At 29.3% G+C, this 331-nt stretch carries 1 protein-coding gene and 1 pseudogene; both read right to left on the reverse strand.

The window, feature by feature from the left end; all coding sequences use genetic code 11:
* Positions 1-99: pseudogene (locus ACWIX0_RS14335) on the reverse strand (IS1595 family transposase); the annotation flags it as partial.
* Entirely contained in the window at positions 69-245 is a 177-nt protein-coding gene (locus tag ACWIX0_RS14340; protein ID WP_454174635.1) for a hypothetical protein, read from the reverse strand. The gene ACWIX0_RS14340 and the pseudogene ACWIX0_RS14335, both read right to left, overlap by 31 nt.
* Positions 246-331: the final 86 nt, after the last annotated feature.

Genomic DNA, 331 nt, shown 5'->3' on the forward strand with positions numbered 1-331 from the left:
ACATTCTTTTGTGATTAAGATTCTAATGTTTTTGCAAATTTTATTGACACTTTGGCGAGAAATTTTGCTTAATTTTGCAATTTTAACAGCCTCAATATCAAGACTTCTTGCAAAGTTAAGAGTGTAAGCGAAGTAGAAACATATTTAAGAATCTTTTTTAAATCTATCTTGTTTTTGCCTTGTTTTAGCTTCTTAAATTCTTGCAAAGGTTTTTTATTATGTGGTGGAATATACTTGTTATTCATCGTGTGTATCATAACTTAAAGCTACTTTGTGTGGGATTAAGTTGGATTGAGCCTTGTTTTTAATGTGTTGAGTAAAGTTATGCTCT

This window comes from Helicobacter sp. T3_23-1059 (genome assembly GCF_053654515.1).